Here is a 24343-nt window from a genome sequence, read left to right as displayed (position 1 = left end):
GCCACGCGTTGGCGGCGAGCTCCTCGTCCTGCTTGAACTTCTTCACGAGCGCCTTGATCATCTTCATGACTACTCCATTCCATAGCACGCGGGCACGACAGAGCGAGGGGGCCCGCACCCTCATCGAAATTCGGCATTCCGGTCCGGAAACCGAACGGTGTCATCGAAACCCCGAGCGGAACCGAAAGCAACTGCCCCTGACACCCCCTTGACGAGGGATGACGCGATCTTGGCGGCGCACTCACGCCCCTCTGCACGACAGGGCGATCGTGGCGGCCTTTGCGGCGTAGGGGGAACTGCTTGCGGGCGCACCCCAGCCCTGCAGGGACGCACCCACGGCATCGGCCACGGCCGCTCCGAGATCCGCCGGATCAAGGCCGCCACCGTGCACAACCTCCTCTTCCCCGGAGCCTGCCTGGCCGTCCAGATCAAGCGCCGGCACACCGACCGCAAGACCGGCAAGACCACCCTCAAAACGGTCTACGCCGTCACCAGCCTGACTGCCGAGCAGGCCACCGCGGCCCAGCTCGCGGAACTCATCCGGGACCACTGGAAGATCGAGGCCCTGCATCATGTCCGCGACACCACCTTTGCCGAGGACGCCTCCCAGCTGCGGACCGGCAACGCACCGCGCGCGATGGCCACCTGGTGCACCCTCGCCATCGGAGCCCTCCACATGGCCGGAGTGAAGAACATCGCGGCTGGCCTCCGCCGCAACGCCCGCGACCCTCGCCGCCCCCTCGCACTCCTCGGCCTCGGGTGATCAACCGGACGCCACGCGACTACGCCGAAGCCCTGACCCTGAGGGGACCTTGACCGCCGTGTGATCCCGGTAACCGCCTTCGGATGAGGTCGGGTCAGGGCATCGAGGGCCGCTAGGGATGTGTGAGATTCCTATCAAGGGGCCCGGTCAGGGTTCGCAGGCTCCTTACCGTCGTTGTCATGGCACGCCACGACGAGACACAGGAGGGGCCAGCCGTTGAGGCGGCCAACGACCTGCGGTGGGCACAGGAGCTGATGACCTCCGTCCGCTGCGCGGGCGTACTGCTCGTTCTGCTGCTCCTGGTCGACTGGGGATCGGGGCGGCTCGCCCCGTGGCGCACCGCGCTGTGGCTGACCCTCGCCGGTCTGCTCTTCGTGGTGCTCTATCCCGCCCGGGTGTCTGCCGGCGGGAACTGGCTGGCCTCGCGCCGGCTGGTGCGTGAGCACCGGGTGCGGACGGACCTGCTGGTGTCGGTCCGGTGCCTGGACGACATCTCGCAGAGGCTCCTTCTGCGGGACGCCCTGGGCGGTCGCGTCGAGATCGATCCCGAGGTCCTGGTGCGCAACCCGCAGCTGTGGTTGCGCCTGGACGAGGGCGCACGAAAGGCCGCCGACGACGGGCTACTGCTGTGCGGTGCAACCGCCTTGCGGGGCATCCCCGGCGCGTTGACCGGGAGACCGCCTGCGCCGTGTTCAAAGCCTCCGGCCTGGAGTGAGTTCCGGGTCGGCTCAGCGGGCCGGCCCCGACGTGTCCAAGGCGGCCCCCGTCTGGTCGGCCAGGGTCGCCGCGACCAGCCGGGCCTGAAGCGGGGGTACGGGACCCTGCCCCGGGGTGAGCATAAAGCGGCCGAGGTAACGGGCGTTGCCGTGGACGCGCAGCTCGATCTCACCCTCGGGCCAGCCTTCGGCGTCCACGTCCCAGGAGCGCCTGCCCACCGTCACGCTGCCGTCGTCCTGCAGCCGAGGCGGCTGTCCCAGCAGGGTGCCGTACTGGAAACGGCAGGCGTTCAGGCGGAGCAGTTCGGTGAGTTCGCGGCGGACTTCGTCGACCACGGTGTCCGCGTCGAGGGTTGCGACGTGGTGGATGCGCGCGAGGTGGGCGGCGTCGGTTACCGTGATCACCTCCAGCCGTCGGGCGTGGGCCGCCAGTTGGGACACGATCAGACCTACCACCAGTAGCAGGACCGCCGTCTCGATGTCCCTGGAGGCGGTGATGTCGAACGTCTCGTACGGCCGCGTCAGGAAGAAGTCGAACCAGGCCGCCGCCGACAGCGCGGCCACGACGCCCGCCGTTCGGCTGCCCAGCGCGGCCACCGCGACGACCACCACGACGAGGATCAGGGCGGCGTTGGTGTGCGACACACTCGTGCGGAAGGGGACGAGGGCGAGGGCCACCAGGAAGGGGACGGCGAAACCGGCCGTCAGGGCGATCCGGTCGCGCAGCGGCCAGGTCCGGAGTGTGGCGCGGGCCCTTCCCCTACGGTGCAGCCTCCAGGTGCCGGTCACTGTGCTCATCACGCACCTCCTGCGTTCTGCTCGGTCGGTACGGCGCTCAGGGTCTGCGCGGCGAACGGCAGCGACACCACCATCGTGAGGCCGCCGCCCGGGGTGTCCTCGGGGCCGAGGGTGCCGTTCATGGCCTCGGTCAGACCGCGCGCCAGGGCCAGTCCGAGGCCGAGGCCGGTGGTGTTGTCGGTGTCGCCGAGCCGCTGGAAGGGCTCGAAGAGATGGTCGCGGCCCTGCGCGGGCAGTCCGGGTCCCCGGTCCACGACCCGCAGCTCCACCCGGCCGGCCAGGGCACTGGCGGTCACCAGCACCCTCTTGCCCGCCGGTGTGTGGCGGGCGGCGTTGGAGGCGAGGTTGGCGATCACCCGCTCCAGCAGCGGCGGGTCGGCGAGCACCGCCGGGATCTCCTCCACGTCCGCCACCTCGGCCTCCGGCACGTCCGCGAGCGCCATCGGCAGGACCTCGTCCAGGGAGGTCGGGCGCAGGTTCAGAGTAAGGGCGCCGGCCTCCAGACGGCTGAGGTCGAGGAGGTTCTCCACGAGGCGGTTGAGCTTGGCCATGGACTCGTCGGCGGTGGCGAGGAGTTCGTCGCGGTCTTCCGGTGTGAACTCGACGTCACGGCTGCGCAGAGAGGTGACGGCGGCCCAGCCGGCCGCGAGCGGGGTACGCAAGTCGTGGCCGACGGCCCGCAGCAGCGCCGTGCGCAGCCGATCGGCGGCCTTCACCGGCTCCACCTCCGCCGCCGCCTCAGCCAACCGGGCGCGCTCCACCGCCGAGCCGACGTGCGCGGCAAACGCGGCCAGCACCCGCCGCTCGGAGGAGGAGAGGGTACGGCCCCGAAGCACCAGGTACGCGCCCGGACCGGCCGGCACCGATGTGGCCCCCTCGGTGTCCGGCGGCTCGTCCGCCAGCTCCGCCGACTCCATGCCGAAGGTCTCGCGGGTGCGCTCCAGCAGAGCCGGAATCGTCGCCTCGCCCCGCACGATCGTGCCCGCCAGGGACGACATGGTCTCGGCCTCGGCGGTGGCCCGGGCCGAGCGCCGGGACAGCCGGAGCGAGCGGTCCACGACGCCGGCCACGGTGGCCGCGACGACCGCGAACACGGCGAGGGCGAGCAGTGCGTTCGGGTCGCTGAGCGTGAACCGGCCGATGGGCGGGATGAACCAGTAGTTCAGGAGCAGGGACGCCGTCACCGACGCGATCACCGCCGAGGCGACCCCGCCTATGCAGGCCACTCCCACGACCGCGAGCAGGAACAGCAGCGCCTCGCTGGTCAGGTCCAGCGCCCCGCGCACCTGCGCCAGCACAGCAGTGAGCAGCATTGGCAGGACGAGCCCGGCCACCGGTCCGGCGATCAGCCGGGCGGTGGAGAGCGTGCGACGCCGGGACGGCAGGAGGGTGCCGCGTCCGGCCCGCTCGTGGGTGACCCGGTGGACGTCGATGTCGCCGGACAGCTCGGTCACGGCCTCCCCCGTGCCGGGCCCGGTCAGGAAACGTTGCAGGCGACCGCGTCTGCTGGTGCCGAGGACGAGTTGGGTGGCGTTCTCGGCGCGGGCGAACTCCACCAGGCTGGTGGCCACGTCGTCGCCGACGACGGAGTGGTAGCTGCCCCCGAGGTCCTCCACGAGCCTGCGCTGCCGGGCGAGGGAGGCGGCCGAGACGCCCCCGGCCAGACCGTCGCTGCGGGCCACGTGCACGGCGAGCAGGTCGCCGCCGGCGGACCGTGCGGCGATCCGGGCGGCCCGCCGGACGAGCGTGTCGCCCTCCGGGCCGCCGGTCAGGGCTACGACGACCCGCTCCCGGGTCTCCCACACCCCGCCGATGCCGTGCTGCGAGCGGTACTCCTGCAGCGCCTCGTCCACGCGGTCGGCCACCCACAGCAGGGCCAGCTGCCGCAGCGCGGTCAGGTTGCCGGGCCGGAAGTAGTTGGCGAGGGCCGCGTCGATCTTCTCCGGGGCGTAGATGTTGCCGTGCGCCATCCGGCGGCGCAGCCCGTCGGGCGGCATGTCCACCAGCTCGATCTGCCAGGCCCGGCGCACGACCTCGTCGGGCACGGTCTCGTGCTGCGGGACGTGGGTGATCTTCTCGACCACGTCGTTGAGGGATTCCAGGTGCTGGATGTTCACCGCGGTGATCACGTCGATGCCGGCGGCGAGCAGTTCCTCGATGTCCTGCCACCGCTTGGGGTTGCGGCCGTCACCGGGGACGTTGCTGTGGGCGCACTCGTCCACGATCGCGACCTGCGGGCGGCGGGCGAGGACCGCGGCCAGGTCCATCTCCTCGAAGCCCCCGCCGCGATAGGTGCAGGAGGTACGTGGTACGACCTCGAGACCGTCGATCATGGCCTCCGTGTGCGGGCGCCCGTGGCACTCCACGAAGCCCACCACCACGTCCGCCCCGCGCGAGGCACGGCGCCGTCCCTCGTCGAGCATCCGGTAAGTCTTGCCGACCCCCGGAGCCGCCCCGAGGTAGACCTTCAATCGTCCGGGCCGTACGTCACTCATCGCCGCCGACGCGCTCCGCTCACTGGCTCAACTCCCCCGTGGTCGAGGGGGACTGCTCCTAAGGAAGCCCTTCCGAGGGCCGGGTGGGACGCGTGTTAGCGAATCCTTGGCACCTGCCCCGAGGACATTGACGCTGTCTTGACGTGACCTGGGCCGATAGGGTGACCGCGGTGTGCCGGGAAGTCTGGTCGGCAGGGGAGCCAGGGTGGCTCCCCTTTTCAGCCCCAGGGGGACGGCATGCGCAGCGTCGGTACGGTTCTCGCCTTGGTCATTCTGGCCACCGTGGTGGCGACCTTCGCACGCCGCTGGCGGATGCCCGCACCCTCCCTGCTCGTGGTCGCCGGTCTCGCCGTGGCCCTCCTGCCGGGCACCCCGCAGATCGAGATCAGTCCGGAGATCATCGGGCTGGTCGTCCTCCCGCCGCTGCTCTATGCCAGCGCCGAGGACATGCCCTGGCGTGAGCTGCGCGCGGTGTGGAAACCGGTCGGGATCCTCGCGATAGGGCTCGTGCTGGCCTCGGCAGCAGCCGTCGGCGCAGTGGCCGCGCTGGTGACTCCCCTGTCCTGGCAGATGGCGTTCGTGCTGGGCGCGATCCTGGCCAGCACCGACCCGGTCGCCGTGACCGCGCTCGGCCGGCGCCTCGCCCTGCCGCCCAAGGTGCAGGTCCTGGTCCAAGCGGAGAGCCTGTTCAACGACGCGACCTCCCTGGTGCTGGTCCGGGTGGCGGCGGGCATCGCGGTGGCGTCGGCGGCGGCGAACTGGGGTGCGGCAGGCAGCGAGTTCCTGCTGCTGGCCGGTGGCGGCACGGTGATCGGGGCGGCCGTGGCCGGTGTGGTGGCGCTGATCCGGCGCCGTACCGAGGAACCGGTGCTGGAGACGGTGATCGCCCTGGTCACCCCGTACGCCGCCTACCTGCTGGCAGAGGCCGCGCACACCTCCGGAGTGACCTCGTGCGTGGTCGCGGGGGTGGTGCTGGGCGGCCGGGGCGACCGGCTCACCAACGCCCGCATACGGCTCCAGCTGCACGCGGTGTACGGCACGGTGGTGTTCCTGCTGGAGAGCGTGGTCTTCTCGCTGATCGGTCTGGCGCTGCCCGCGCAGGTTCGGGCCCTGGCCGACGGCGACCGATCCTGGCCGGTGTACGCCCTCGCCGTCGCCGCCACGCTCATCGCCGTGCGGATGCTGTGGCTCGCTCCCCTGTCGGCGGTCGTGCAGCGCAAGGGCGGGATCGGCCGGATGAACTGGCGGGTGCCGGTGGTGCTGACCTGGGCGGGCACGCGCGGGGTGATGCCGCTGGCCGCGGCCCTGTCCATTCCCGAGGTCGCCAAGGACGGCACCGCTCTGGCGGATCGCCCCCTGGTCCTCGTCCTGACCACGTCCGTGGTGGTCGTGACGCTGGTCGTCCAGGGGTTCACCCTCGCCCCGGTCGTCCGCGCCTCCCGCATCGCCCTGGAGCCCGCCCACACCGAACGCGAGGAGGTCGAGGCCCGCTCCCGCCTCGCCCACGCCGGCCTCGCCCGCCTGGAGGAACTCGCGGAGCTGGAGGTCGTGCCGGAGGTCGTCCTGGACCGGCTGCGCCGCGGCCTGAACGCGCGCCTGGACGACGCCCGCGACCGCCTCGCCGAGCGCAACGGCACCGCCGCGGCCACCGAGTCCGCCGACCTCGTCTACCGCCAGCTGCGCCGCGACCTGATCGCTGTGGAGACCGAAGAACTGCAGCGCCTCTACGACACGCACCGCATCAGCGACACGACCCGGCGGCGGCTGCAACGCTCCCTGGACCTGGAGGAGGCACGGCTGGCGGACGCCTAACGGAACTCGGCCAGCCGTGGGCGCAGTCCGAGCAGGGTGAGCACCATCGCCGCGAGGAGCAGTCCGCCCGCCCAGGGGAGCAGGTCGTTCACCGCTGCTCGGCCGTCCTGCACCGAGGACGTGAAGTGGGCCCGGTTGATGTCCGTCACCTTGTCCAGGGCGGCCATCCACGCGCCGAAGTGCGCGTTGGAGGTGTCCGGCTCCCAGTCCATGCAGAACTCCACCGCCTCGTGCTCCTTCCCCGCCGCCAGCAGCGCGCGGATCCTGCGGTCGTCGCGCTGGTAGACGGCGTACGTCTCCACGGTCTTCTCGGCCGCGGCACGCTCCCCGGGGAAGGTGATGTTGTCCAGCTCGCGCCGGAACTCGCCGGTGAAGCGCAGGTCGTGGTGGTCGGTCCGGTACGCCCGCCAGCTGGTGGCCAGCCCGGCGTCGTACGTGTCGAGGGTCGCGCCCTTGATGCCGTACAGCTTCTGCGACTTGGCGAGGAACGACTGCGCGTACTGCTCGCGGCGCTGCGGGTCGAGGAGGTAGCGGCTCTCGTCGGCGTTGGCGTCGTAGGCGATGGCGCGGGCGCGGGAGAGGGCGACGACGGAGTCGAAGGCGTCGCGGCGGGCGCCGCGCAGGTTCCCGGACGACGAGGTGAGCATCTGCGCGCCGAGGACCACCGCGAGCAGGGCGCAGGCGGTCGCGGCGAGGAGGGGCGGGTTCAGGATCCGGTGGAAGCGCCGGGTCAGGTACCACTGGAGGATGCCGAGGGCGGCCAGCAGCGGCACGCCCAGCGCGGCGGTGCCGGCGAGCTGCGCGGAGAGAGTGGAGCGGGCGGCGCTGTACTCGGCGTCGAAGGCGCGGTCGTTGGCGGACACCAGCGTGCGGGACTCGGGCAGCAGCTTGCCCTGCAGCAGGTCGGTCGCCTTGCGGTAGTCGGCCAGGGCGGCCGGCTTGCCGCCGGTGTGCCCGTCATTCTCCAGGGCGCGCCCTATCAGCTCCTGGTACTCAGCGAAGCCGTCGGTCAGGTTCTCCACGGTCTTCTCGTCGGACCGCTCGCCCTGGGCCGCGACGGCGAGGGTCCGGAGGTCGTGGCCGATCTCGCGCCGGGCTTCCCCGTAGAAGCCGACCGCCTTGTCGTACGGGGTCTGCAGGCGGCCCTTCCCGGCGTCGCCGCTGGACAGCAGGATGTTGGCGGCCTGCGCGTCCATGTCGTTCAGGGCGAGGTTGAGGTCGGCGGCGCTGGTGGTACGCGGGGCGTCCCGTTCGGCCACGCTGTCCCAGGTGCCGTTCGCGGCGAGCCCGGCGACGGTCAGCAGCGCCGTCACCGCGGTGGCGAGCAGGAGCGTGGCCGCGCGCAGAAGGCGCAGCCGCGCGGGCACGGTGGCCCAGAAGCGGCGGCGCAGAGCGGCCCGCGCGGCCACGGCCTGCCGCCGCAGGCGCTGCCGCGGGCGCAGCCCCGGACCCGGTCCGGCCGTCCGCGAATACCCTCGTCTTCGCGGTCCGGGGCTGCCCCCGGGCTGGGTGACCACAGTCCGTGGCGGTGCCCCTTGCTCGGTCCGAGGACCCTGCGCTGATCCGGCCGTGAGAGTCACGGTCCCTCCAACGTCACCGCCACGGACGGTCGCCCGTCCCCCGTTGGTGATCAGTCTGCGACCGGATTCGGCCACCCATGGCTCGTCTTGACGCCTCCCTGACGGCGAATCATCTTTGATTGACGGCACTTTGACGGCAGCCCGCGCAGCGCCGTATGAGCGCCGCAAATTCCGTGTCCGCCACGCCGGTCGGAGCGGCGAGCGGGATTAGATTCGCTGTCGGCCGCCGCTGGAGCCACGGGCGTCAGGGCCCACAGACGTCCGTGGCCCCGCACGACGGGCGGAGTCCCCACTCCGCGGTGACGCGAAGGCGGCCCGGCGCGTGTCCGAGGGGGCACGCGCCCGCGCAGGACGCCTCGTCGTCGCCTCTTCGCCGGCGTCCGTGCGCCGCCGTGCGGTGCCGGGGCCCCGGCACCGCACGGACCGCCCGCTCCGTCCGATCCCCGACTGTCCGATTCCCCGACAAGGCACGAAGGTGTCCATGCTTCCCGCTGCCCCCGAGCAGGCTCCCCCGTCCCGTCCCGAGCGCGCGGCCCGGCCCGGACCGGAGGGACGGCGGAGACGCCGCGCGCCGAGCGGGCTGTTCGAACCGGTCCAGCTTGTCCGCTCGTTCCCCGAGGCGGTGCGCAAACTGCTCCCGCGCGCCCTGGTGAAGAACCCGGTCCTGTTCGTGGTGTCCGTCGGGGCGGTCCTGACCACGCTGTCGGCGCTGCTCCATCCCGCCGTCTTCACCTGGGTCATCAGCCTGTGGCTGTGGCTGACGGTGGTCTTCGCCAACCTCGCCGAGGCGGTCGCCGAGGGCCGCGGCAAGGCGCAGGCCGAGTCGCTGCGCAGGGCCCGTACGGACACGGTGGCGCTGCGGCTGCTGCACTGGAGCTACGGCACCGATCCACGGACCGCCCGCACGGAGGCCGTCGCCGCCACCGACCTGAAGCCGCTGGACGTGGTGGTGGTCGAGGCGGGCGAGATGATTCCGGCCGACGGTGATGTGATCGACGGGGTCGCCGCCGTCGACGAGTCCGCGGTGACGGGTGAGTCCGCGCCGGTGATCCGGGAGTCGGGCGGGGACCGCAGCGGGGTCACGGGCGGCACCACGGTCCTGTCCGACCGGATCGTCGTACGGGTCAGCGCACGCCCCGGGCACAGCTTCCTGGACCGGATGATCGCCCTGGTCGAGGGCACCTCCCGGCAGAAGACCCCGAACGAGATAGCCCTGAACATCCTGCTCGCCTCCCTCACGATCATCTTCCTCCTGGTAGTGGTGGCCCTGCAGCCGATGGGCGAGTAAACGGGCGCCGCCCAGACCACGACCGTGCTGGTCGCCCTCCTCGTCACCCTCATCCCGACGACGATCGGCGCCCTGCTCTCCGCGATCGGCATCGCCGGCATGGACCGACTGGTGCAGCGCAACGTGCTCGCCATGTCCGGCCGAGCGGTCGAGGCCGCGGGGGACGTGAACACCCTGCTGCTCGACAAGACCGGCACCATCACCCTCGGCAACCGGGAGGCCGCCGCCTTCGTCCCGCTGCCCGGCATCGACGAACGGCAGCTCGCCGACCCCGCCCAGCTCTCCTCCCTGGCCGACGAGACACCGGAGGGCCGCTCCGTCGTCGTCCTGGCGAAGAACCGGTACGGCCTGCGGGCCCCCGCCGAAGGTGAGTTGGCGAACGCCCGCTGGGTGGCCTTCAGCGCACAGACCCGGATGAGCGGCGTCGACCTGCGCTGGGACAACGGAGCCGTCTGCGCCATCCGCAAGGGGGCCGCGCAGCAGGTGATCGAGTGGGTGCAGATTTACGGCGGCCACGTGCCGCCTGAGGCGCGGCGGTACGCCGACGCCGTGGCCGCCTCCGGCGGGACACCGCTGCTGGTCGCGGTGCACGACTGGGACGGACCGCGCGTCCTCGGCCTGATCCACCTCAAAGACGTCGTCAAGGACGGCATCCGCGAACGCTTCGCCGAACTGCGCCGCATGGGCATCCGCACGGTGATGATCACCGGTGACAACCCGCTCACCGCCCGCGCCATCGCCGAAGAGGCCGGTGTGGACGACTACTTGGCCGAGGCCACCCCCGAGGACAAACTCGCCCTGATCGGACGCGAACAGGCGGGCGGCAAACTGGTCGCCATGACCGGCGACGGTACGAACGACGCGCCCGCGCCCGCGCTCGCGCAGGCGGACGTCGGCGTGGCGATGAACACCGGTACGTCGGCCGCCAAGGAGGCCGGCAACATGGTCGACCTCGACTCCAACCCGACGAAACTCATCGAGATCGTCGAAATCGGCAAACAACTCCTCATCACCCGAGGGGCATTGACCACGTTCTCCATCACCAACGACGTCGCGAAGTACTTCGCCATCATCCCGGCCATGTTCGCGGGCTCGTACCCGGGCCTGGTGTCGCTGAACGTGATGGGCCTGCACAGCCCGACCTCCGCGATCACCTCCGCGATCATCTTCAACGCCCTGATCATCGTGGCGCTGATCCCGCTGGCCCTGCGCGGGGTGCGCTACACCCCCGTCTCCGCCCACGATCTGCTGCGCCGCAACCTGCTCGTCTACGGACTCGGCGGCCTGGCTCTCCCCTTCGTCGGCATCAAGCTGATCGACCTGCTGGTCTCACAGGTGCCCGGCCTTGGCTGAACCCCGCCAGTCCGTCCGGCTCGCCCGTCAAGGACCCGTATGCGCACGTCAGAGGGACGTCATGGTTCGGGGTTTCGGCTTGCCCGGGGTGTGCGGCACGGCTTCCATGGATGACGTGAACAGCGCCTGGCTCCTCCTCGACCGGCCGCCGAGTCCAGCTCGGCCGTCGCGTCGCGAGCCGCGCTGACCGGAAGCGCCGCGCCACGCCCGCATCGCGTCCCGCCGACGCCCTGCCGCGCTGACGCCGCGTCACGCCGACGCCGCTTTCCGAGACCCGAGGGGCGCCGCGATCGGCTCCCGGCGCCCCTCGACCCACCTTCTCCGCCGCATGCCCACCGCCCCTCACCGGGCGGCGTCGGCGTGCCCACAACCCCGGACCGGATCATGCCCACCTCTGCTCTTTCGTCCCGTACCGTCCTGGTCACGGGCGCCACCTCCGGCATCGGTTACGAGACCGCCCGGCAGCTCGCCCAGCGCGGCGCCACCGTGCTGCTGCACGGTCGTACCGCTGAGGAGGCCCGTGCCGCCGCCGACCGTCTCGCCTCCACCGCCGGCGTCAACGGCGGTCAACTGTGCATCTACGCGGCCGACTTCGCGCGCCTGGGCGAGGTCGAGACCCTCGCGCACAAGGTGGTCGCCGAACACCCGCACCTGGACGTCCTCGTCAACAACGCCGGCATGGCCGCGCCCGAGCGGCACACCGTCACCGCCGACGGCAACGAGATCGCCTTCCAGGTCAACTTCCTCGCCCACTACCTCCTCACCTGCCTGCTGGAACCGGCCCTCACCAGCGACCCGGGCGGCCGCGTCGTCAACGTCTCCTCCTCCCTGCACCGCACCGCCTCCATCCAGTGGGCCGACCCCAACCGCGCCCGCCGCTACTCCCGCCTCGCCGCCTACGCCCAGTCGCAGCTCGCCCTGACGGTGTTCGCGGCCGACCCACGCGTCACCGCCGTATCCGTCCACCCGGGTGTCTGCGACACCGCGCTCCTGCCCCTGTACTCGCACGAGGGCGTCTCCGCGGCCGAGGGCGCCGCGCACGTGGTCCGGCTGTGCGACCCGGCCGTGGAGATCGTCAACGGCGCCTACTACGACCGCGACGAGCGAGTCGAACCGTCCCCGGCCGCGACCGAGGACCGCACGGTCAAACGCCTCAACAAGCTGGCGGACCTGCTGGTCGGCCGCAACGCCTGAAAAACGTTCGGGACAGAGGGAGTTGTACATGTCGAAGCGCGCCCGTAAGAAGAAGGACCGCCGCAGGAAGAGTGCCAACCACGGCAGCAAGGCCGGCCAGGGCTGACCGCGGCACCACCGGGGCGGGCGACAGGGAGCGGCAATCCCTGTCGCCCGTCCGATCCGTGTCCCATCTCCCACCCTCTACGAGGCATTGACGATCCCGATCTCTCCGCCGGACCGCCGGGCACTCGCGCGCTGGTTCCCCACGAACTCACCCGGCCCCGCCACCATCGGCGAACACGTGCTGGCCACGGGCGTCGGCCGGTGGTGGGCCGACCGGCCCGTCCAACCGAGCACGGTCGCCGTCTCCTTTGCTGGCCACGTCGTGCTCCGCGGCAGCCCGGAAGAGCTGACGCCGGAACTCCTCGCCCCGCTGGCCGGCAACCGCGTCGAAGCCCCGGCCCGGCTCCTGCCCGCCCTCGGTGCCGCCTTCGACCGGCTCACCCCCTGGGAGCGCATGATCTGGACCTCCAGGCCACGCCCCAGCCCGCCACCGTCCCGCACTCCGTGACCGTACGGCGCCTGGAGCCGGCGGACACAGACGCGGTGCAGGAACTCGGCCCGGACGCCTCCTGGCTCTCGGCCAGCTGGGGTGGCCCGCGCGGCTTCACTGCCTCCGGCCACGCCTGGGCCGCAGTGGGCCGCAACGGCTGCATCCTCGCTGTGGCTTGCACCTACTTCCGTGGCACCGGCTACGAGGACGTGGCCGTCTACACCGTCCCCGACCGCAGACGCCACCACCTCGCGCTGGCCTGCGTCACCTCCCTGTGCGCGGACATCACGTCCCGCGGCCACACACCCAGCTGGAACTGCTCCCTCCACAACCGCGCCAGCCGCCTCCTGGCCTGGAACGCCGGTTTCCGCCTGGTCCGCGAATACGTCCACTACGCGGCGGGGAGCCCGGTGTCACACCATCGGCTCAGCGCCTAGCGATCACCCCGGAAAGAAGGAGACTCCCATGACCAGGAAGCCCCTGCTCCTCACTCTGCCGATCCTCGAAGGCCGCCACGAGCTCACGATCACCCGGCTGAAGCGCGGTGAGGACTCCTTCACGCTCCACTACCGGATCACGCCCCCGCTGCCAGAGTCCGGCGACGAGCTCCCCGTACTCCCGGTCCTGAAGGCCGTGGACGACCTCGGCAACGAGTACGACGACCGCGGCGGCGCCTATGGCACCCACCCGGACGGCACCTGCACCGACGGGAGCCTCAGTGGACATCCGTCCCCGCATCCGGACGCCAGCAGCCTGCGGATCCGCATCACCTTGCTGCGGGGCGGCAGGGAAACGTCGTACGACATGACGCTGGGTGTCCGGCCCTGAAGGCGCGGCGCGCGACACGCTCGGCCTTAACGCGGTCTTGACGCGTTAAGCGGACATACATGTGGGCCCAGGCGTCACTCCCTGCTTACGCTGGTGCGGCCGTCCGTGTGATGGCCGGAACCCCACGCTGAGCCGCACACCAGGAGAGCACGTCCATGGCCACCACCGAACACCCTCCCAGTACCAGCCGCCTGCGCACCTGGATGCTGGAGGGCCTGTCCGACATGGGCAAGCACGGCGGCCACACCGGCCCGCACGCCGAGCCCGAGCCCCCGCACAAGGGCCAGCGCTGGTACCGGGTGATGTGCCTGACTGGCGTCGACTACTTCTCCACCCTCGGCTACCAGCCCGGTATCGCCGCCCTCGCGGCCGGCCTGCTCTCCCCCATCGCCACCCTCGTCCTCGTCGTCGTCACCCTGGCGGGCGCCCTCCCGGTGTACCGCCGGGTGGCGGAGGAGAGCCCCCACGGCGAGGGCTCCATCGCGATGCTGGAGCGGCTGCTGTCCTTCTGGAAGGGCAAACTCTTCGTCCTGACCCTGCTGGGCTTCGCCGCCACCGACTTCCTGATCACCATCACGCTGTCGGCCGCGGACGCCTCCACCCATCTCATCGAGAACCCGCACCTGACCAACGTCCTGCACGGCCAGCAGATGCTGATCACGCTGCTGCTAGTGGCGCTGCTGGGCGCGGTGTTCCTCAAGGGGTTCATGGAGGCGATCGGCGTCGCGGTCGTCCTGGTCGTGGTCTACCTCGCCCTGAACGCCGTGGTCGTGGTCGCCGGCTTCTGGCACGTCCTGACCGCCGGGCACGTGGTCACCGACTGGACCAGCGCCCTGACCACCCAGCACGGCAACGTCTTCGCCATGATCGGCGTGTCCCTGCTGGTCTTCCCCAAGCTCGCCCTCGGCCTGTCCGGCTTCGAGACCGGCGTCGCCGTCATGCCGCACGTCCAGGGCGACCCGGACGACACCGAGGAGAAGCCGACCGGCCGGATCCGGGACGCCAAGAAGCTGCTGACGGCCGCCGCGCTGATCATGAGCGTGTTCCTGATCGCCACCGCCTTCATTACCACGGTGCTCATCCCGGCGAACGAGTTCAAGACGGGTGGCCAGGCCAACGGCCGCGCACTCGCCTATCTCGCCCACGAGTACCTGGGCAACGCCTTCGGCACGGTCTACGACCTCTCGACGATCGCCATCCTGTGGTTCGCCGGCGCGTCCGCGATGGCCGGCCTGCTCAACCTCATGCCGCGCTACCTGCCCCGCTACGGCATGGCCCCGCACTGGGCCCGCGCCGTACGCCCGATGGTCATCGTCTTCACCCTGGTCGCCTTCCTGGTCACCTGGATCTTCGACGCCAACGTCGACGCGCAGGGCGGCGCCTACGCCACCGGGGTCCTGGTCCTGATGTCCTCCGCCGCCATCGCGGTGACCATCGCCTCCCGCCGCGCTGCCCAGCGCGGCTGGACAATCGGCTTTGCCATCGTCTCGGCCGTCCTCCTCTACGTGACCGTCGCCAACGTCGTCGAACGCCCCGACGGCGTGAAGATCGGCGCCTGCTTCATCGTCGGCATCATCCTCATCTCCCTGGCGTCCCGGCTGGCCCGCGCCTTCGAGCTGCGCGTCACACACGTCGAACTGGACGCCATGGCGGAACGATTCATCCGTGACATGTCCAGCCGCAAAATCCGGTTCATCGCCAAGGAGCCCGACGTTCGGGACAAGGCCGAGTACCGCGACAAGGTCGAGCAGATCCGCGCCGACAACGACATGCCCGAGCAGGAGGACTTCGTCTTCGTCGAGGTCACGGTCACCGACCCCTCCGAGTTCGAGGCGGGCCTTACCGTGCGCGGCGAGGTCCTCCACAACCGCTACCGCGTCCTGACGGTGGAGTCCTCCTCCATCCCCAACGCCCTCGCAGCGCTCCTCCTCCACGTCCGGGACATGACGGGCTGCACCCCGCACATCTACTTCGAGTGGACCGAGGGCAGCCCTTTCGCCAACTTCCTGCGTTTCTTCCTCTTCGGCCAGGGCGAGGTCGCCCCGGTCACCCGAGAGGTGCTGCGCGAGGCGGAACCGAACCGCGTCAGGCGCCCGCGCGTGCACACCGGCTGAGGACCGGCCCCGCGGCCGCGTCAGGATCCCGTCAAGATTCACCCGTACGCGTTAGGAGCCCGTAAGCAGCGGTCGCCGCACCGGGTGCGGGCGCCTAGCGTCGGCGTCATGCGACGGAGCGGACCGCCAGGCTCGGCCGGCGACCGCCACTGGCGCGGCAGCGCCCGGCTGGCGCTCATCTGCGCCCTGGCCTTCTGCACCCTGAGCCTTCTCGTCGACTGGGACGCGGGAAGCCTGACGCCCCTGCGCGCCCTGCTCTGGCTCACCCTGTCAGCCGTGGTGGGCGCCGTCCTGCTCCCCCAGCGGGTGTGCGCGGGACCCGGCTGGCTCGCGGTACGCACACCCTGGCGCCGGCGCGTGGTCCACACGGACGCGCTGACCGCCGTACGGCAGTACGACGGCCCCTCCTCCCACCTGGTCCTCCGGGACGCCCACGGCAACCGCCTGGAACTCGACCCCCGCATCCTCGCCGCGAATCCGCTCCTCTGGCACGAACTCGACACCGGCGTCCGCCGCTCCCTGGAACGCGGAACCCTGCGCCAGGGAGCGGAAGTCCTGCACCGGCTGGGCGAACGCATCGACGACGAGACGGTACAGGCCGTGCTCCGGGCGTCGGGACTCTCCTGACCTCACCCGAGCACCACGATGAACTTCATGCACGTGGCATGGAAGGTCCGTACTTCTGCCTCCTCCCGGCACGCCTCCTGCGCAGGAAGCCTGGACGCTGCATCCTCACGGCCAACGGAGTTCAGGCGGCCGATGAGTTCCCGAGCCGGCGTACAGGCCGGCGGCGCGGAGACGCCGTTGAGACGAAGAGGCCCCACCTACCGGTATTCGCGCTGGTGATCGGTATTGTCCGCACCGATGCACCGAGCCCGTGGACAGCGGTCCGCAACGAGGAGGATCACCATGGCCGCTCGTCGGCAGGGAACCGCGCCGAATGACGGATTCCCATCGCGGACACCCGAGGCTCATCATGCGAACGCGCACGACACGGCACGCCTGGCTCTGGTGATCGGTGCTCTCGGTGTGGTCTTCGGTGACATCGGCACCAGCCCGATCTACACCCTCCAGACGGTGTTCAACCCGAGCGATCCGCACCCCGTCCCCGTCACGACGCAGAACGTGTACGGGGTGGTGTCACTGGTGTTCTGGTCGGTGGTGGTCATCGTCCTGGTCACCTACGTGCTCTTGGCGATGCGCGCCGACAACGGCGGCGAGGGCGGCATCATGGCGCTGATCACCCTCGTACGGCGATACACCTCGCGGCCGGCCGGAAAAACCGCCGCCGTACTGGCCGCGCTGGGCATCTTCGGCGCGTCGCTGTTCTTCGGCGACAGCATGATCACCCCGGCGATCTCGGTGCTGTCAGCGGTGGAGGGCCTCAAGGTCGTCCAGCCGTCGCTGGACAGCGCGGTCGTGCCCATCACCGCCGTGATCATCGTGCTGCTGTTCCTGGTGCAGCGCAGGGGAACCGCGGCGGTGGGCCGGGTGTTCGGACCGGTCATGATCGCCTGGTTCACGGCCATCGGCGCCTGCGGGGTCGCAGGCATCGCCGACCATCCGGCCATCCTCAGGGCACTGTCTCCGACCTACGCCCTGGGCTTCCTGTTCGGCCATTTCGGCACGGCCTTCTTCGCCCTGGCCGCGGTCGTGCTGGCGGTCACCGGCGCCGAGGCGCTGTACGCCGACATGGGGCACTTCGGGCGCCGGGCGATCACCCGTGCCTGGATGTTCCTCGTCTTCCCCGCCTGCATCCTGAGCTACCTCGGGCAGGGCGCGCTGATCCTCGCCGATCCGGACAGCACCAGCAGTCCGTTCTTCCTGCTCACGCCCGGCTGGGGACGGCTGCCGATGGTCGTGCTGGCCACGGCGGCCACCGTGATCGCCTCCCAGGCCGTGATCACGGGCGCGTACTCGGTGACCTCCCAGGCAGCCCAGCTGGGTTACCTGCCGAGGCTGCGGATCGCGCACACCTCCGAGTCCACCATCGGCCAGATCTACGTCCCCTGGATCAACTGGCTGCTGATGGTCTCGGTCCTCACCCTGGTCTTCGCCTTCCGCAGCTCCGCGGCGCTGGCCTTCGCGTTCGGCATGGCGGTGACCGGGACCATCACCATCACCACCCTGCTGTTCTTCTACGTCGCCCGGGCGAAGTGGCGTACGCCCAGGTGGCTGGTCGCCATCGGCGCCGCCGTGCTGCTCTTCGTGGACCTGCTGTTCGTGGCGGCCAACATGACCAAGCTCGTCCACGGCGCGTGGCTGCCGCTGCTGATCGGCATCACCGCGTTCACCGTCATGGCGACCTGGCAACGCGGCCGCGAGATCGTCACCGCCGAACGGGCACAACTCGAGGGGCCGCTCCCCGAGTTCGTCGAGGACCTCCGCTCGGCGAAGGTGTCGACGCTCCGGATCCCGGGCACGGCCGTGTTCCTCAACCGGGGCAAGCAGACCGCGCCCCTGGCCATGCGGGCCAACGTCGAGCACAACCACGTACGCCACGACCAGGTCGTGATCCTCTCGCTCGAGACCGAGCCCGTGCCCCGCGTGCCAGCCGAGCAGCGGATCGTCGTCGACGACCTCGGTTACGCCGACGACGGGATCATCCACGTGACCGCCCGGTTCGGCTACATGGAGACACCGGACGTGCCCAGCACCCTGGCCATGCTCACCCCGGCTCAGACCGAAGGGCCGTTGGACCTCGACCAGGCGTCCTATTTCCTGTCGAAGATCGATCTCCGGCGCGGCAAGTCACCGACGATGGCGCCCTGGCGCAAGCGGCTCTTCATCGCCACCTCCTACATCACGGCCGACGCCGCCGAGTACTTCGGCCTCCCCCGCGACCGCACCGTCATCATGGGTTCCCACATCGAGGTGTAGACGCGCTCCGGCCGCTGATCGTCCGGCGTGCCGTCCACCGCCAGGTCGAGCCATGCCGCGTGGTGGCGCGGGAGGAGGGCGGTGCCGCACCACCGAAGCGCAACCCCCGACGAACGGGTCGGCAATCGTCCACACCGACGGGCAGTGGCCACTCACTGACCACAGCCCGGTGCGCAGGTCGCTCGTACCGACGTGCTCCAGCAGCCCCGGCGGCACCGGACCGCCGTTCATCTTCTTGATGCGGGCGCCCATTGCCGTGCTCCGTGCAACTCGACGCACGAACCGCACCCCGGGCCTCACACACAGCCTGACGCTCCATCAGGGCGAGCGTCACACTGCCCCTATGACGAGGGTTGCGACTGCACAGGTCTGACCAGGTGGAAGGCCTCCCGTGCCGCGTAGCGTTTGAGGCGTCGGACGATTTCGCGCCGGGTCTTGCCCTCCTTGATCCGGCGCTCGTAGTAGTTCTGGGTGCGCGGGTCGACCCGCAGACGGGTGAACACGATGCGGTGCAGGCGGCGTTGGCCTGCCGGTCGCCGCCGCGGTTGAGGCGACGGAACTGCCGGCGTCCCGAGGAGCGCTCGACAGGACTGACCCCGCACAGCGCAGCGAAGGACGCCTCACTGTCCAGGCGTTCCGGGTTGTCCCCCACCGTGATCAGCAACGTGACCGCCGTGTCCGGACCGATCCCCACCACGTCGAGCAGCTGCGGGGCGTGGCACTCCACGAGCCGGGCAAGACGAGTCTCCACACCCCGGATCTGCTCGGAGAGCTGACCGATCCGGTGAGCCAGCCAGCCCAACGTGATCCGAGTCGCCTGCTGCACCGACTCCTCACCGGCCTCCTCGTGACCGCTCACGTCCGCGAACCGCGCACAGGTACGGAAGAGTTCTGCATTGCCCAGCCCGGACAGTTCCTCCCGCAAGGCGGGGTCAGCAGTAACGAGGATGGACTTGAGCTGGTTGATGGCCTGGGTGCGGGCTTTGACGGCCGACGTTTTCCTGAGTTTGTACATTCTCGCCATCTGCACCGGCCCGTCGCCCGTTTTGGCCCGGGCGCGGGCTCGCCCGCTCAACACGGCTCGCGCCGCGTTCTGGGCATCAAGCGGATCTGATTTGCCGCGCCGCCGACGATCCGCCTGGTCCATCCAATTCAAGCCCTCTTGGGGAAGCGCCCCGGCATCTCGACATCATCGCCGCGACTTACTCGGCGGACGATCCCTACGGGCGACCGGTGTACGTCGTGCACTACGACAGCCGATCGCCGGACGGCACCATCAACATGAGCCGGCACAGCCAGACCGGTATGGGCTTCGGGTTCGTGGAGGTGATGGTCCTGGAGCTCGACCGGCTGGCGCCCGTGTACAAGCGTGTGGTGGTCGGGGTGGCCATCCACCAGAACAGCGGGCCCCGGACGTTCGGGGACATCTCCAACGCCGGGGTGGTCGTCGTCCAGGGGTACCGGCAGCTGATTGCGGACAACTTCGAGCAGGTCGCCGATGCCACTGCCGCGACGGTGGTCGAGTTCACCCGGGACTCCTCCGGTGTGTGGGAGCTGCGCGAGATGGTCCGGGGCTTCGACAGTGACCCGGTGCTCTTCACCGCGGAGATGGGCAGCCCGCAGCAATAACCGCTCCCCGAGTCTTTCGATCAGCGGAAGCTTTCCTTACGGTTCCGGACAACACCACGGAAAGGTGCTGGTGCTCGTGAGGGGGGTGTCGGCCCATGGCGATGATGTCGGGACGGTGCGAGGAGTTCCGTGCGGGGCTGTGGCGGTGGCGGCGCAGTCCGCTTCGGCGGACCAGTGATCTCATCGAGGCGTGGCTGCTGCTCGCCGCGTGGATCGTGGGCGTGTTGGGTGGCGCGACCGCGGGCATGGTGGCCGCAGTGGCCGCCGATCGGGGCTTCGAAGAGGACCGCTCCGGCCGCCGACAGGTCGTGGCGATCCTCCTGGAGCGCGTCACGGACGCGGCGCCCACACACGCGGACGTGAGCAACAACGCCAGCGCGACGGTCCGGTGGACGACGCCCGACGGCCGGCTGCGCACCGGGCGGGTCGCGGTGCCTGCGCACACTCCTGTGGGGACTCGCGTGCGGGTATGGACCACTTCCCGCGGGGACCTGGTGCCCCGGCCTCCGGACCGGTCCGACGCGATGCTGAGGTCCTCTCTCGCAGGTGCGGGTGCGGCCGTGGCCGTGGGAGGGACGGTCTGGGGCTCCGCGCGAGCCGTACGTGCTCTGCTGGACCGGCGCCGGATGAAGCAGTGTGCGCTGGAGTGGGAGCGAGCCGACACCCAATGGGGTGGCAGGACCGCCTGATCCGCGACCGCGCGCGGGTCCCACCCGTCGGGTCAGTCCGCCTCAGCCTGGGCCTCGACGTCCTCGATGCCGCTGGGTCGGCCGGCCCGGTTCCAGCGGACGTACAGACCGGCGGCGATGAGGAGCGTGGCCACCATCGACAGCACCGGCCACCCGCGGAGCAGGTTCACCACGAGGGTGAACGCCACCGCGGCGGCTGCGATCCCGTTGACCCAGGCCAGTGCGGGCTTGTTCTCGGTGCGGGCGAAGCGGGTCATGGCGAGCAGGCCCACCAGGAAACTGACGAAGACCGCGACGGCGTAGAAGAGGACGAGTTCCTGCTCCTGGCCGGCCGCCGCCACGATGATGAGCGCGGCTGCGGCCAGGTAGATCACCACGGACCAGTACGGGGTGTGGTGACGGTTGGTCCGGCCGAGCACCGGCGGCAGCACGCCCGGCCGCTCGGGGGTGCCGGACAGGGCCTTGAGCAGGCCGGGGCCGGCCTGGAAGGAGGAGCTGGCAGCGGCGAGCAGCAGCAGCGAGCTGGTCAGCTGGAAGGCGCCGTAGAGCCAGCCTGGTCCGGCGGCGGCGTGGGCGATGTCGGCGATCTGCGTGGAGTCGGCGCCCGGGATGCCGATGTGCAGCTGGACGGCGAGCGCGGTCAGCGCGAGCGTGAGGCCGCCGACGATCACCACGAGCAGGGCCAGGGTGCCGCGGCCGAAACGGCGGCGGTGGGTGTCGTCGAGCTGGCCGAGCTGCGCGATCGCGGTCGACGGCGCCTCGACACCGGTGGCCAGTGCCATGGCGACTGGGAAGGCCAGCACCACGGCGAGCATCGCCGGCCGGCCGGGGTCGTGCGTGGCGGCCGCGTGGCCCGTGGCGTGGGGTGCGGCGAAGCCGAGGACCAGCACGGCCACCGAGACCACCACGAACGCCACGGTCATGACGGCGAACAGCAGCCGTCCACCGTGCCCGAACCAGGTCAGCCCGGCCACCACGAGCAGGAGCACCAGAGCCAGCGGGATACGGAAGGCCGACAGGCCCGGGAAGAGGGCGATCACCGCACTTGACGCTGCAGCGATCGAGATACCGATGGTGAGGACGAAGTCGACCACCAGCGCCCCGATGGGCAGGAACGTCCACCTCGGGCCGAAAGCCCGTGCCGCCGCTGCGGCCGCGCCGCCGCCCTTAGGGAAGCGGCGCACCAGTTGCCAGTAGTTGGCGGTGACCACGACGACCAGCCCGATTACCAGGCTCATCGTCGGCAGCAGCAGCGCCAGGTCCCCGTGCAGAGCACGCAGCGCCGCCTCAATCGCGTACGCCACGGAGGACACCGGGTCGGCGATGACCGCGAAGGCGAACGCGAAGAAGAGGACCGAACGGCGCGGGGCACGGCCGCGTAAGGCGACGGGGGCCGCCGATGTGACGGCGACGTGGCTGGTGGCGGGCATGCGAAGACCTCTCGGACCTCTCGGAAAGGAAACGATGAAGGGAACTTCGCCGACCAGACTTCCCGGCACACCGACGACAACGGTACGTCAGGAACTCGCCACCACACCATCAGGATCCCGTCAAGGACGTGTCATAGTCGGTGGTCAGTGCTTGCATTTCGGGCCTTGTTCGCGCGCCTCTCTTTATCGTCGTCGGCATGCGACGGCGCACCCCTGGTGAGAATGCCTGGTCGACCGCTTCGAGCCCTGAGGTGGCTGCGGAGGGAACCGCGGCCGATGAGCGGTGGGCTGGCGACATGTGGTCGGCCTGCTCGTGCACGGCAGTGTGCCTGGGGATGCTGTTCACCTTCGACGCGTGGGCCGGAACCCTCGATCCGGCTCGGGGTGTTGTCTGGTGCTCGCTGGGACTGCTGTTCTTCCTGCTCCTTGCACCGTCGCGCGTAGTGGCCGGGCCGGGATGGCTGAGATCGCGCTGGCTGCTGAGCACACGCTCCGTACAGACCGACCGTCTCGTCTCGGTCCGCTGGACACAGGGCGGCGAGCGACGACTGATCCTGCGGGACACCTGCGGGGCCGGGTCGAGGTCGACCCGGAGGTCTTGGTCGCCAACCCGGCTCTCTGGAATCTGGTGCGCACCGGCGTGCGTGCGTCGCTGGAGCGGGGGAAGCTGCGCCGAGGGCATTCGGTGCTGCGAGAGGTGTCCCGGCGCATAGAAGCGCGGACCGCTCTGGCCATCCTGCAGGCGTCGGGACTGTGTGAGAGCGAGCGTGTGTAGCACGACGAGGTGCCAAGCCGTCGCGCCATTGCCTCGGGCAGCGCCCTCGGCGGCCGATCACTACGCCGTCGACCGGCTGCTTGGGCCGGCTGCCTCACGGCCCAGGTGCGGAGGCTCAGGCTGAGCGGCAAGCTGGTGCCGTAGGCCACACCTGTCGAAGGAGTGTCATGGTGGCGGTGACCGCAGGTGTGATCGCCGGAGCGTCGGCCCGGTGGCGGACGACCCTGCCGGCTCGGGCGTGATCGTGGCAATCCTGCTGACGCCAGTGAGGCGCGCCAGGCTGATGCATGCGGCTTCTGGGCAGGTGCCGTGACCGAGAACGCGTCGCGACCTGCGACCGGCGCGCGGCGGCCCTACCTGATCGTGAACCCGCGTTCGGGCGGAGGGAAAGCGAGCCGGTTCCGGATCGCGGAACGCGCCCGTGCGTTCGGAGCTCAGGTTTTCCTGATCGATCATTCCCTGCCCCAGGACCTGGCGGCTGTCGCCCGACGCGCGGTGGACGACGGTGCGGATCTGCTGGGAGTGGCCGGCGGAGACGGCACCCAGGCACTTGTCGCCGAGGTAGCCGCGGAAAGCGGCCTGCCTTTCCTCGTCGTTCCGGCGGGTACCCGCAACCACTTCGCGATGGATCTCGGCCTGGACCGTGAGGACCCTTCGGCCGCGCTGGAGGCCCTGACGGACGGCGTCGAGCTGCGCGTGGATCTCGGGTACGCAGGCGAGCGGGCGTTCGTCAACAACGTGTCGTTCGGGGCGTATGCCGCCCTGGTGCAGGACCCGGCCTACCGGGAAGACAAGATCGGCACGATGGTACGGATCCTCCCGGAATTCCTGGCCCGCCACGAGGGCCCGGAGCTGGTGGTACGCACAGGGCTGCTCACCGTGGACCGGCCGGACGCCGTGCTGGTGAGCAACAATCCCTACCGGATCGACGACCCGGCCGGGCTCGACAGGCGTGCGCAGCTCGACTCCGGACTCCTGGGAGTACTGGCCGCCAGGGCGGAGACACCCGCCGAAACGGCTGCCAGGCTGCGAAGCGGGCAGACGCACGGACTGGCCCGTCTGGCGACACCTGACGACGTCGTCATCCACGCCGATGCCCCGGTCGTCCCCGTCGGACTGGACGGCGAGGCCGTCACCCTGCCCACTCCCGTACGGTGCCGGATCAGTCCCCGGACGCTGCGGGTATGGGTTCCCCGCCATCGGCCGGGCGTCGCGCGCACTGGATGGCGACCGCCGGGACGGGCCGTCATCCAGCGGGCTGCCTCACTCGTCGGGCGGTCTCATGGCCGTCACACGTCGGAGCACGCCGCACGGTGGGCAGCACGTCCCCTAGACAGGGCCCGAATGACCATCGGGGCGTGAGCGGCGAAGGGTGGAAGGTGGGAGTGTGAGGCCACTGCCGGATAGTCCGTGCACGGGGCCGTCCCCCGGCTTGCTCAGCACTGCCGGACGTTCGTCCGGCTC

18 protein-coding genes and 2 pseudogenes are annotated in these 24343 nt (G+C 70.7%); 14 read left to right on the top strand and 6 right to left on the bottom strand.

Annotated features, from left to right (window positions below; translation table 11 throughout):
* Positions 1 to 157: 157 nt before the first annotated feature.
* Positions 158 to 763: a transposase gene (locus ACFYX0_RS08710; protein WP_388968026.1), complete on the top strand. Its 606-nt coding sequence runs from the start codon at positions 158 to 160 to the stop codon at positions 761 to 763.
* Positions 764 to 1491: 728 nt separating this feature from the next.
* Here the strand turns inward: ACFYX0_RS08710 and ACFYX0_RS08705 are convergent.
* Together ACFYX0_RS08705 and ACFYX0_RS08700 are read right to left on the bottom strand one after the other, a co-directional pair.
* Positions 1492 to 2277, bottom strand: a complete 786-nt coding sequence (locus ACFYX0_RS08705) for a DUF4118 domain-containing protein (RefSeq protein ID WP_388968023.1) — start codon at positions 2275 to 2277, stop codon at positions 1492 to 1494.
* The gene (locus ACFYX0_RS08700; protein WP_388968020.1) at positions 2277 to 4772 is read right to left on the bottom strand and encodes an ATP-binding protein; all 2496 of its coding nucleotides are present in this window, start codon (positions 4770 to 4772) and stop codon (positions 2277 to 2279) included. Before ACFYX0_RS08700 ends, ACFYX0_RS08705 begins: the two co-directional genes overlap by 1 nt.
* A 237-nt stretch (positions 4773 to 5009) precedes the next feature.
* On the opposite strand from ACFYX0_RS08700, the gene ACFYX0_RS08695 reads away from it, so the two are divergent.
* Positions 5010 to 6584, top strand: coding sequence for a Na+/H+ antiporter (locus ACFYX0_RS08695; protein ID WP_388968017.1), 1575 nt, complete (start codon positions 5010 to 5012; stop codon positions 6582 to 6584).
* Here ACFYX0_RS08695 and ACFYX0_RS08690 read toward each other — a convergent pair.
* Entirely contained in the window at positions 6581 to 7993 is a 1413-nt protein-coding gene (locus tag ACFYX0_RS08690) for a hypothetical protein (protein WP_388968014.1), read from the bottom strand. The genes ACFYX0_RS08695 and ACFYX0_RS08690 overlap by 4 nt on opposite strands.
* A gap of 652 nt (positions 7994 to 8645) precedes the next feature.
* Here ACFYX0_RS08690 and kdpB point away from each other — a divergent pair.
* The 8 genes and pseudogenes from kdpB to ACFYX0_RS08650 all read left to right on the top strand — a co-directional run bounded on the left by kdpB (position 8646) and on the right by ACFYX0_RS08650 (position 18356).
* Positions 8646 to 10805, top strand: a pseudogene (gene kdpB, locus ACFYX0_RS08685) (potassium-transporting ATPase subunit KdpB).
* A 384-nt stretch (positions 10806 to 11189) separates the two neighbouring features.
* Positions 11190 to 11999 carry an SDR family NAD(P)-dependent oxidoreductase gene (locus ACFYX0_RS08680; protein ID WP_388968011.1) on the top strand — a complete coding sequence of 270 codons (810 nt, stop codon included), beginning with the start codon at positions 11190 to 11192 and terminating at the stop codon, positions 11997 to 11999.
* Positions 12000 to 12192: 193 nt separating this feature from the next.
* Positions 12193 to 12552: a hypothetical protein gene (locus tag ACFYX0_RS08675; RefSeq protein ID WP_388968008.1), complete on the top strand. Its 360-nt coding sequence runs from the start codon at positions 12193 to 12195 to the stop codon at positions 12550 to 12552.
* Complete coding sequence (locus ACFYX0_RS08670) at positions 12549 to 12971, top strand: GNAT family N-acetyltransferase (protein ID WP_388968005.1); 423 nt, start codon at positions 12549 to 12551, stop codon at positions 12969 to 12971. Before ACFYX0_RS08675 ends, ACFYX0_RS08670 begins: the two co-directional genes overlap by 4 nt.
* Positions 12972 to 12999: 28 nt before the next feature.
* Positions 13000 to 13362 (top strand): hypothetical protein, encoded by a 363-nt coding sequence (locus tag ACFYX0_RS08665; RefSeq protein ID WP_388968003.1) that lies wholly within the window; start codon positions 13000 to 13002, stop codon positions 13360 to 13362.
* A 155-nt stretch (positions 13363 to 13517) separates the two neighbouring features.
* Positions 13518 to 15476 carry an amino acid transporter gene (locus ACFYX0_RS08660; protein ID WP_388968000.1) on the top strand — a complete coding sequence of 653 codons (1959 nt, stop codon included), beginning with the start codon at positions 13518 to 13520 and terminating at the stop codon, positions 15474 to 15476.
* A gap of 108 nt (positions 15477 to 15584) precedes the next feature.
* The gene (locus tag ACFYX0_RS08655) at positions 15585 to 16103 is read left to right on the top strand and encodes a hypothetical protein (RefSeq protein WP_388967998.1); all 519 of its coding nucleotides are present in this window, start codon (positions 15585 to 15587) and stop codon (positions 16101 to 16103) included.
* Between the two features lie 282 nt (positions 16104 to 16385).
* On the top strand, positions 16386 to 18356 hold the full coding sequence (locus ACFYX0_RS08650) for a potassium transporter Kup (protein WP_388967996.1): 1971 nt from the start codon (positions 16386 to 16388) through the stop codon (positions 18354 to 18356).
* Positions 18357 to 18697: 341 nt separating this feature from the next.
* Here the strand turns inward: ACFYX0_RS08650 and ACFYX0_RS08645 are convergent, their stop codons facing one another.
* Positions 18698 to 18859 carry a hypothetical protein gene (locus tag ACFYX0_RS08645; RefSeq protein WP_388968245.1) on the bottom strand — a complete coding sequence of 54 codons (162 nt, stop codon included), beginning with the start codon at positions 18857 to 18859 and terminating at the stop codon, positions 18698 to 18700.
* A gap of 71 nt (positions 18860 to 18930) precedes the next feature.
* Positions 18931 to 19008: pseudogene (locus ACFYX0_RS08640) on the bottom strand (hypothetical protein); the annotation flags it as partial.
* A gap of 63 nt (positions 19009 to 19071) precedes the next feature.
* Between ACFYX0_RS08640 and ACFYX0_RS08635 the strand changes: the two are divergent.
* The 3 genes from ACFYX0_RS08635 (at position 19072) to ACFYX0_RS08625 (ending at position 20674) form a co-directional block, all read left to right on the top strand.
* Positions 19072 to 19470: a hypothetical protein gene (locus ACFYX0_RS08635; protein WP_388968243.1), complete on the top strand. Its 399-nt coding sequence runs from the start codon at positions 19072 to 19074 to the stop codon at positions 19468 to 19470.
* Complete coding sequence (locus ACFYX0_RS08630; protein WP_388968226.1) at positions 19470 to 19985, top strand: TerD family protein; 516 nt, start codon at positions 19470 to 19472, stop codon at positions 19983 to 19985. The genes ACFYX0_RS08635 and ACFYX0_RS08630 overlap by 1 nt, the downstream gene beginning before the upstream one ends.
* Positions 19986 to 20080: 95 nt before the next feature.
* Complete coding sequence (locus ACFYX0_RS08625) at positions 20081 to 20674, top strand: hypothetical protein (RefSeq protein ID WP_388967994.1); 594 nt, start codon at positions 20081 to 20083, stop codon at positions 20672 to 20674.
* Positions 20675 to 20706: 32 nt separating this feature from the next.
* Here ACFYX0_RS08625 and ACFYX0_RS08620 read toward each other — a convergent pair whose 3' ends face one another.
* Positions 20707 to 22104: an amino acid permease gene (locus tag ACFYX0_RS08620; RefSeq protein WP_388967991.1), complete on the bottom strand. Its 1398-nt coding sequence runs from the start codon at positions 22102 to 22104 to the stop codon at positions 20707 to 20709.
* A 1084-nt stretch (positions 22105 to 23188) separates the two neighbouring features.
* On the opposite strand from ACFYX0_RS08620, the gene ACFYX0_RS08615 reads away from it, so the two are divergent.
* Entirely contained in the window at positions 23189 to 24241 is a 1053-nt protein-coding gene (locus ACFYX0_RS08615; RefSeq protein WP_388967988.1) for a diacylglycerol/lipid kinase family protein, read from the top strand.
* Positions 24242 to 24343 lie beyond the last annotated feature (102 nt).

Source organism: Streptomyces sp. NPDC002573, assembly GCF_042889625.1.
In the GTDB taxonomy this organism is placed as follows: domain Bacteria; phylum Actinomycetota; class Actinomycetes; order Streptomycetales; family Streptomycetaceae; genus Streptomyces; species Streptomyces gibsoniae.
This window is presented reverse-complemented; position numbering and strand designations above follow the sequence as displayed.

Coding starts and splice junctions, on each gene's coding strand:
- ACFYX0_RS08705 (WP_388968023.1), bottom strand. CDS start 2,277: ATGAGCACAGTGACCGGCACCTGGAGGCTGCACCGTAGGGGAAGGGCC.
- ACFYX0_RS08700 (WP_388968020.1), bottom strand. CDS start 4,772: ATGAGTGACGTACGGCCCGGACGATTGAAGGTCTACCTCGGGGCGGCT.
- ACFYX0_RS08695 (WP_388968017.1), top strand. CDS start 5,010: ATGCGCAGCGTCGGTACGGTTCTCGCCTTGGTCATTCTGGCCACCGTG.
- ACFYX0_RS08680 (WP_388968011.1), top strand. CDS start 11,190: ATGCCCACCTCTGCTCTTTCGTCCCGTACCGTCCTGGTCACGGGCGCC.
- ACFYX0_RS08665 (WP_388968003.1), top strand. CDS start 13,000: ATGACCAGGAAGCCCCTGCTCCTCACTCTGCCGATCCTCGAAGGCCGC.
- ACFYX0_RS08660 (WP_388968000.1), top strand. CDS start 13,518: ATGGCCACCACCGAACACCCTCCCAGTACCAGCCGCCTGCGCACCTGG.
- ACFYX0_RS08655 (WP_388967998.1), top strand. CDS start 15,585: ATGCGACGGAGCGGACCGCCAGGCTCGGCCGGCGACCGCCACTGGCGC.
- ACFYX0_RS08650 (WP_388967996.1), top strand. CDS start 16,386: ATGGCCGCTCGTCGGCAGGGAACCGCGCCGAATGACGGATTCCCATCG.
- ACFYX0_RS08625 (WP_388967994.1), top strand. CDS start 20,081: ATGGCGATGATGTCGGGACGGTGCGAGGAGTTCCGTGCGGGGCTGTGG.
- ACFYX0_RS08620 (WP_388967991.1), bottom strand. CDS start 22,104: ATGCCCGCCACCAGCCACGTCGCCGTCACATCGGCGGCCCCCGTCGCC.